Consider the following 7,762-nt stretch of genomic DNA (forward strand, 5'->3'; position numbering starts at 1 on the left):
CAAGCCGGCGCGTTAGATTTCCAACACGACCGATTCACCTGGGGAGAGACCTGACATGCAAGTTCGCAAACCCCTTCTGGCCTTCGCCGCTGGCGTCGCGCTGCTCGGCCAGGCGCTCGTCGCCCACGCCCAGCTGCCCGACTTCACGCCGCTGGTGAAGGAAGCTTCGCCCGCCGTGGTCAACATCAGTACCCGGCAGAGCGTGCCGGCGCGCGGCCCGAGCGCCCAGATGCCGGACCTGGAGGGCCTGCCGCCGGGCTTTCGCGAGTTCTTCGAGCGCGGCTTCCCGAACATGCCGAACCGCCCGCGTCCGCAGCGCGAGGCGCAGTCGCTGGGCTCGGGCTTCATCATTTCCAAGGACGGCTACATCCTGACCAACAACCACGTGGTCGCCGACGCCGACGAGATCATGGTGCGCCTGCCCGACCGCAGCGAGCTGGAAGCCAAGCTGGTCGGCGCCGACCCGCGCACCGACGTGGCCCTGCTGAAGGTCGAGGGCGACGACCTGCCGACCGTCAAGCTCGGCAAGTCCAAGGAGCTCGACGCCGGCGAATGGGTGGTGGCGATCGGCTCGCCGTTCGGCTTCGACCACACGGTGACCGCCGGCATCGTCAGCGCCACCGGGCGCAGCCTGCCGAACGAGAGCTACGTGCCCTTCATCCAGACCGACGTGGCGATCAACCCGGGCAACTCCGGCGGCCCGCTGTTCAACCTCGACGGCGAGGTGGTGGGCATCAACTCGCAGATCTTCACCCGCTCGGGCGGCTTCATGGGCCTGTCGTTCGCCATCCCGATCGACGTGGCGATGGACGTGGCCGATCAGCTGCGCGAAACCGGCAAGGTCAGCCGCGGCTGGCTCGGCGTGGTGATCCAGGAAGTCAACCGCGACCTGGCCGAATCCTTCGGTCTCGACCGCCCGGCCGGCGCCCTGGTGGCGCAGGTGATGGACGGCAGCCCGGCGGCCAAGGGCGGCCTGCGCGTCGGCGACGTGATCCTCAGCGTCAACGGTGAGACCATCAACATGTCCGGCGACCTGCCGCACCTGGTCGGCGCGATGAAGCCGGGCAGCCAGGCGAAGATGGAGATCGTCCGCGACGGCAATCGCCAGACCCTGAACGTCGACATCGGCGCCCTGCCGGAAGACGGCCAGGCGGTGGCCGACGCCGGCGGCGCCGGTGGCGGCCAGAGCAGCACCCGCCTCGGCGTGGCGGTGGCCGAACTGAGCGATGCCCAGCGCAAGGCGCTCGACGTGCAGGGCGGCGTGGTGATCAGCGAAGTGCGCGGCGGCCCGGCGGCGGCCATCGGCCTGCGCCCCGGCGACGTCATCACCCACCTGAACAACCGCGCCATCGACTCGGTGCGCACCTTCCGCCAGGTCGCCGACAACCTGCCGAAGAACCGCTCGGTGTCGATGCGCGTGCTGCGCGACGGCCGCGCCAGCTACATCACCCTCCGGCTCGCGGACTGAACATCCCGAGCGCAGCAAAAGCAGAGGCCCGCATCATGCGGGCCTCTGTGTTCTTGCAGGCGGATTGCCGGGCAGCGAAGCAATCGTCAGCGCGGGGCCTGCGCCTTCAGCTGAACATTCGCCGGCCATAGCGCGGCCGCGAGAAACGCCGCAGGCCGATCAGCACGCCGAGGGTGATGGCGACGAAGGCCAGCAGCCCCCAGTACGCCAGCGACAGCCCGGCGATCGGCTCGTAGGCGTCGCCGCACATGCCGGTGGCCTGGAACAGCTTCGGCGCCCACTGCGCCAGCGGGATCGCATCGGTCCACATCTGCATCACGTCGATGCCGCAGCTGATCGACGGATTGGCCTGCACGTAGACCAGCCGGCCGGCGACGCCGATGCCGACCAGCCCGACCAGCACGATCAGCCAGGCCGCCAGGCGGTTGCCGCCGCGGCTGTCGAAGGCCGCGGCGAGGAACGCCAGCAGCCCGATCAGCAGGAACAGGTAACGCTGCACGATGCACAGTGGGCAGGGGTACTGCCCGAACGCTTCCTGGATGTACACCGCGCCCGCGACCAGGCCCACGCAGATCACGCCCAGTAGAACGAGCAGCGGGCGTTGCCCCGTGCCTGTCTGTCGATTCAGCTGCAGCATCCTTTCGTGTCGCCCCATGTCATGTCTCCGGTCCTCAGGCCGGCAAGCTTGCACGGTCGCGTGCGCTTTGCAACGGTCTGAGCCCGAGTAGCGTATGACATCAGCGGTTTTTGAGGATTCGCGCAAAGGCGGACCGTCCACCCCGGCACCCTCCTCGCCGGGAGGGCGCGCGGTCAGCCGTTGCCGAACTGGGGCTGGCCGACCGCCCGGGCCGAACGCCAGCGGCGCTCGCCGGCGAGGATGAACAGGCTGAGCAGCGCCTCGGCGGCGACGATCACCACCGCCGCCGCCAGCAGCCCGTACAGCGGCAGGAACAGCAGGTTCATGACCACCGCGAACAGACCGCAGGCCACGCGCATCTTCACGAACGCCGCGTAGCGCTCCTGCGCCACCCAGTACATCTCGAACACCACGTTGACCAGGCGGAAGATGAAGAAGCCGCTGAGCACCGCGAGGATGGTCACCGCGCCGGCATAGCCCTCGGGGTAGAACCAGGTGAAGAAGTTGAAGGCGAACACCTGGTAGGCGACGAACATCACCAGCGACAGTCCGGCGGCCAGGGCCAGGAAGCGGCGCTGGCCGAACACGTCCTCGCCGCGGGAGATCTTCGGCATGTACAGCGACCAGAAGGCGGTCACCGCGATCTGCCCCACGGCGATGAAGGAGTAGGCGGCGGCGTACAGCGCCAGCGGCTCGGCGCCGAGCAGCGCCTCGATCAGCACGCGATCGGCGCCGAAATAGAGGAAGAACGACAGGAACGACACGGTGAACGGCAGCCACAGCCGCCAGGCGGCGAACACCCGGCCGAGGCCGGCGAACAGCCCGCGGTCGCGGGCGAAGAAGCCGGGTACGCGAATGCACTCGCGGTAGAACCAGAAGGCGTAGGCCAGCATCGCCACCAGCGAGCCGAGCGCCACCGACAGCAGCAGGTCCCCGGTCGCCCAGAACAGCGCGATCTTCACCGCGAAGGGCGAGGACTTGTAGAAGGCGTCGCGCGAGGAGAAGCGCACCAGTTCGTTGCGCTTCTGGTAGTGGAAGAACAGGCAGCGGTTCAGCACGCCCAGGGCGAACGCCTCGGGCAGCAGCGCGACGAACAGCCAGAGCGCCTGCGGCGTGCCGGCGACGAACCCGAGGTAGGCCAGCAGCGCGCCGCACAGCAGCAGGTAGCCGAGGCAGGCCGGCAGGAACAGGTTCTCGCCGCTGGACAGCCCGCGGTCGATGCCGGTCTTGCCGAGCAGGAAGTCGCGCAGGCCGAGGTCGGAGAAGCCCACCACCATGGTCAGCATCACCATGGCCAGGGCCAGCGCGCCGTAGTCGGCGAGCGGCGCCAGCCGGGCCACCAGGATCAGGAAGCCGAAGTTGAGCAGCGGCTGCAGCACCATGGGCACGGCGACGACCGCCATCTTCCCGAGTTCACGATTGAGCTTGTTCATCGAGCGTAATCTTTCGCAGCGAGCGACGGCGACGCGCGGCCGCCGTCGCCGTCAGGGTTGGGGCACCGTCTCGGCTTCCTCTTCCAGCGGCTCGGCCGGCGGGCGGCTGGCCAAGGCCGGAAGCGGCTCGTGGACATAGGTCCCGCGGCTGGCGTTCGGATGCATGCCCAGCGCGTTGGTCGAGGCATAGAAGAAGAAAATCGGGATGCCCATGACGTAGCGGGCGAACAGCCGGCGCGGCTCCATCAGCAGGCGGAACGCCCACTCCAGCCCGGCCTTCTGCATCAGCCGCGGCGCCCGCGGGAAGCGCCCGGCGGCGAAATCGAGGATGGCGCCGCCGCAGATCAGCAGGGCCGGCGTCTCCAGCGTCTGGCGCAGGCGGATGGCCACCTCTTCCTGCTTTGGCATGCCCATGGCCAGCACCACCACGGCGGTCTTGCCGGGGATCTGGTGCTCCTTCACGAAGCGCACGTAGTCGTCGATCTCCTGGAAGCCGTCGATCCGGTGGCAGTCCTGCCCCTTGAACAGCGCCCGCGCGCCGACGCTCAGCCAGGGATCGCGGGTGCCCATGGCGAAGAACTGGTAGCGCTCGCGGTCGTTCTCCAGCAGCCAGCCGGTCAGCCGCGGGATGAAGTCCGAACCGTTGAGGTTCGCCCGCGGCGCGATGCCATTCATCCGGCACGCCATCTTCATGCCGATGCCGTCGCGCAGCAGGTAGTCGAGCTGGGCGAAATGGCGATAGGTCTGCGGCTGCCGCTGGGCAATGTTGTAGCCGTGCTGATTGAGAAACCCCAGGATGGTGGGCCGTTCCACCTGCGCGAGTTCGTGAAGCAAGGCCTCCACTTCGTCGCGTTCGAGCAACTTCATCTTTTCGACAAGCGGATCAACACCTCTAGACTTCTTCTTCATTGCTACGTCCTGGTCTGATTGGGCATACGGGTTCCCGCACTCCAACTTCGAGCGAGCGTTAACAGGGCCTAGGCAGAAAAAATGCTTCTACGTTTTCAGCTCGCAGGTGCCGCACGAGCGGACGCTAGCAAGCTTTCGTGTCCCTATTGTTAAGGCTCGGGGCTACCGCCGCTCCGTATTCATGTCCGTGGGTGGTCCGGCGGCTACTTGCCGAGAGCCGCCTTCAGTTGCTTCGTGTGCGTGTGTACGTAATGCAGGCAGTACAGCGTGACCGCGTTGACCCACGGCAGCTGCAGGAAACGCATGCGGATCTGCATGTCCTCCTTCAGCGCCTCGAAACGGCGCTTGTGCGAGATGCCGGTAGTGTCGAAGACGCACAGCGGGAAGGGCAGCTGCAGGACAGCGGTGCTGCGATCCATCCCGGTGAGAAACTCGATCAGCATGCAGTAGTCGGCCGAGAGCCTGTAGTTCTCGCGGAAATGCATCTCGCGCAGGCGCTCGTTCTCGAAGTACATGGTCTGGTGGCTGGCCGGCAGGCCCAGCGGCAGGCGCTCGATCGGCTTGGCGGCGATGCGGGTGAGCGAGCCGTTGGCGGCCTTGCGGTAGAAGTCGCCGTAGATGAACCTGGGCGGCACCGCCGCGGCCTCGATCGCCGCGACGATCCTCTCCAGCACCTGGGGGTCGGCGAAGGCGTCGCCGCTGTTGAGGAACAGCGTGTAGCCGGGGGTCTCCACGGCCTTGCGCAGGCCCTTGTTCATGGCGTCGTAGATGCCCTTGTCGCGCTCGCTGGCGATCTCCGCACGCGGCTCGTCGAGCCCCGCCAGCCACTCCTGGCTGCCGTCACTGGAGGCACCGTCGACCACGATCCAGCGGAAGTTCCGGTAGGTCTGGGCGACAACGCTCTCGTAGGTGGTCTTCAGCCCCTCGAGGTTGTTCCAGTTAATAGTGACGATACTGAAGCCTGTCATAGTGCACCCGTCCCAGAGTTCCCAAAGAATCGCTTTGCGCGGTGTCGTACCCTAGCCTGTGCTGACGCGCCAGGTACACCGAGAACGCCGCCGCCATGCCCAGTACGTCGCCCATGAAAGTGAGCCCGTTGGACAAGACAAAGTTCAAACAAATTGTTACAAACGTCAGCCGCATGGCCTGCAGCAGCGGCCCCTTGGCCGGGCAGTGGTTCAGCAGGCGGAAGAAGCCGACGTAGAAGAACAGCAGGACGAACGCGGTCAGCAGTCCGTAGCGGTAATACACGCCGAACATGCCGACGTCGGACAGGTAGAAGTGCCGGTTGTAGACGCTGGCAAAGCCGCCGTTCCACTGCAGCGACAGTGCCCCCATGCCGAGGAAGTCGTTGTGGCGGATCGCCTGGACGATGGTCTCGATGGTTTCGTCGCGCGGATTGTCGGCCATCTGCGCGTCGTTGAGCAGCATGCTCAGCCGCTCGAGCTGGTCGGTGTAGAAGTTCGGCAGCAGCAGGTAGGACACGGCGAACAGCGTGCAGCCGAGGAAGGCCATGGTCAGCACCGAGTCGATCCGGGTGCGGAAGATCCACAGCGCGGCGATGGCCCAGACCAGCATGGTCTGGCGGGTCTGGATCACCAGCCAGAGGTAGGCGGCGAAGAACAGCAGCAGGCCGATCTTGGCCAGCGAGAAGCGCTGGCGGATGCTGTACATCAGCATGAAGGCGCAGACCGAGGTATAGGCCTCGCCGATACGGAAACGGTCCGGCCGCAGTTCGTCGACGCCGATGAAGTCGTCGACCTGGAACTCGATCTCGGCGTTCGGTGGAATGACGCCGAAGTAATAGAGGAAGCCTACCACCGCGCAGAGCAGACCGGCATAGAGCACGTAGCGCGCCAGGTCGTGCTCGCCCACCTGCGCCTTGTGCAGCAGGTAGAGCGTGGGGAAGAACACCAGGTAAAGGAAGAAGCGCCGCTCCTCCAGCAGACCGTAGGTGATCGGCTGGCCGAAGTTGAGCTTGGCGAACAGCGCCGAGAGCAGCGGCAGCGCCAGCGCCATGAACAGGATCAGCAGCAGGCCGCGGGTCTCGTAGACGCGCTTCCAGGCGATGAACAGCCACAGGGTCGCGCCCATGATGATGGCCGTGTACAGCTCGCGGACGAAGGGCACCCCGGCGCGCTTGTCGTCGGAGAGCACGATGAACCCCGAGTTCATCACGACCAGCGCCAGCAGCGCGCAACGGTAGAGCGTGATCCTGCTCAGCATGCCCCTGCCCTCCCGAGGTCCTTGTCCGGTACCGCTCCGTTCATGCCAGCGCCTCCAGGTAGGCGAGCGAGTGCGGATGCACCTGCTCGTCGGCGCGCATCTGCTGCGGCGTGCTCCAGCGATAGCGGCCATGCTGCTCGTGCGGCGGCTCGAGGTCCTCGCCCCCGCCCAGTTCGATCAGGTAGCCGAGCACCACGTAGTGGGTGTCCGGCTGCTCGCCGAACACGCTGTCGCGGTAGAAATGCTCGTAGACGCCCAGCAGGCGGGCCCGGTCGCGACTGAACACACGCCCCAGTTCGCCCTCGCTGAGGCGGGCGAAGGCCAGGTCCAGCGATTCGTTCTTGCGGATGCGTCCGCCCGGCACGAACCAGTAGCCCTGCGCCGGCCGGTTGAGCCGTTCGCCGAGCAGGATCGCGCCGTCGGCGCGGCGCACGATCAGGTCGATCGACACCAACGGCGTCGCCGCCACGACCGTGCGGAAACGGTCGGCGTCAAGCAGCATGGTTCACCCCCGTGCCTCGTCGCGATGCTCGACGAACCAGCGGTAGGCATCACGCAGCCCGTCCTCCAGGCCGATGCTGGCGCGCCAGCCGAGCGCCTTCAGGCGCGAGACGTCCATCAGCTTGCGCGGCGTGCCGTCGGGCTTGCTGGCGTCGAACGTCAGCAAGCCGCGGAACTCGGTGACCCGCGCGATGGTTTCGGCCAGCTCGCGGATGCTGCAGTCCACCCCGCTGCCGACGTTGATGTGCGAGAGCATCGGCAGGGTGTGGGCCTGGTAGATCTGCGCGTTCAGTTCCATGACGTGGACGCTGGCGGCGGCCATGTCGTCGACGTGCAGGAACTCGCGCTTCGGCGTGCCGCTGCCCCAGATCACCACCTCTTCGTCGCCGTTGAGCGCCGCCTCGTGGAAGCGCCGCAGCAGCGCCGGGATGACGTGGCTGTTCTCGGGATGGAAGTTGTCGTTCGGGCCGTACAGGTTGGTCGGCATCACGCTGCGGTAGTCACGCCCGTACTGGCGGTTGTAGCTCTCGCAGAGCTTGATGCCGGCGATCTTGGCGATCGCGTAGGGCTCGTTGGTCGGCTCCAGCA

Annotated in this window: 8 protein-coding genes; 1 reads left to right on the forward strand and 7 read right to left on the reverse strand. The window is 66.7% G+C overall.

Annotated elements, in window-relative coordinates:
• The first annotated feature begins 55 nt into the window (after positions 1-55).
• Positions 56-1,468: a DegQ family serine endoprotease gene (locus H610_RS0106690; RefSeq protein ID WP_028238969.1), complete on the forward strand. Its 1,413-nt coding sequence runs from the start codon at positions 56-58 to the stop codon at positions 1,466-1,468.
• A 106-nt stretch (positions 1,469-1,574) separates the two neighbouring features.
• On the opposite strand, the gene H610_RS0106695 is transcribed toward H610_RS0106690, so the two are convergent.
• From H610_RS0106695 to H610_RS0106725, 7 genes are all read right to left on the reverse strand, one after another.
• The gene (locus H610_RS0106695) at positions 1,575-2,123 is read right to left on the reverse strand and encodes a disulfide bond formation protein B (RefSeq protein ID WP_236614275.1); all 549 of its coding nucleotides are present in this window, start codon (positions 2,121-2,123) and stop codon (positions 1,575-1,577) included.
• A 155-nt stretch (positions 2,124-2,278) separates the two neighbouring features.
• Positions 2,279-3,538 (reverse strand): oligosaccharide flippase family protein, encoded by a 1,260-nt coding sequence (locus H610_RS0106700; RefSeq protein WP_028238971.1) that lies wholly within the window; start codon positions 3,536-3,538, stop codon positions 2,279-2,281.
• A gap of 51 nt (positions 3,539-3,589) precedes the next feature.
• Positions 3,590-4,447, reverse strand: a complete 858-nt coding sequence (locus H610_RS23365) for a WecB/TagA/CpsF family glycosyltransferase (RefSeq protein ID WP_084166385.1) — start codon at positions 4,445-4,447, stop codon at positions 3,590-3,592.
• A gap of 203 nt (positions 4,448-4,650) precedes the next feature.
• Entirely contained in the window at positions 4,651-5,415 is a 765-nt protein-coding gene (locus tag H610_RS0106710) for a glycosyltransferase (protein ID WP_028238972.1), read from the reverse strand.
• Positions 5,387-6,673: a hypothetical protein gene (locus H610_RS0106715; protein ID WP_028238973.1), complete on the reverse strand. Its 1,287-nt coding sequence runs from the start codon at positions 6,671-6,673 to the stop codon at positions 5,387-5,389. Before H610_RS0106715 ends, H610_RS0106710 begins: the two co-directional genes overlap by 29 nt.
• Positions 6,674-6,713: 40 nt before the next feature.
• Positions 6,714-7,175, reverse strand: coding sequence for a GDP-mannose mannosyl hydrolase (locus tag H610_RS0106720; protein ID WP_028238974.1), 462 nt, complete (start codon positions 7,173-7,175; stop codon positions 6,714-6,716).
• 3 nt (positions 7,176-7,178) lie between these two features.
• Positions 7,179-7,762 (reverse strand): NAD-dependent epimerase/dehydratase family protein (locus tag H610_RS0106725; RefSeq protein WP_028238975.1); only part of this gene is annotated, 584 nt, incomplete at its 5' end.

It is taken from the genome of Stutzerimonas azotifigens DSM 17556, assembly GCF_000425625.1.
Lineage (GTDB): Bacteria > Pseudomonadota > Gammaproteobacteria > Pseudomonadales > Pseudomonadaceae > Stutzerimonas > Stutzerimonas azotifigens.

Excerpts from the sequence above, each read along its gene's own strand:
- H610_RS0106690 (WP_028238969.1), top strand. The coding sequence starts at position 56 with ATGCAAGTTCGCAAACCCCTTCTGGCCTTCGCCGCTGGCGTCGCGCTG.
- H610_RS0106695 (WP_236614275.1), bottom strand. The coding sequence starts at position 2,123 with ATGGGGCGACACGAAAGGATGCTGCAGCTGAATCGACAGACAGGCACG.
- H610_RS0106700 (WP_028238971.1), bottom strand. The coding sequence starts at position 3,538 with ATGAACAAGCTCAATCGTGAACTCGGGAAGATGGCGGTCGTCGCCGTG.
- H610_RS23365 (WP_084166385.1), bottom strand. The coding sequence starts at position 4,447 with ATGAAGAAGAAGTCTAGAGGTGTTGATCCGCTTGTCGAAAAGATGAAG.
- H610_RS0106710 (WP_028238972.1), bottom strand. The coding sequence starts at position 5,415 with ATGACAGGCTTCAGTATCGTCACTATTAACTGGAACAACCTCGAGGGG.
- H610_RS0106715 (WP_028238973.1), bottom strand. The coding sequence starts at position 6,673 with ATGCTGAGCAGGATCACGCTCTACCGTTGCGCGCTGCTGGCGCTGGTC.
- H610_RS0106720 (WP_028238974.1), bottom strand. The coding sequence starts at position 7,175 with ATGCTGCTTGACGCCGACCGTTTCCGCACGGTCGTGGCGGCGACGCCG.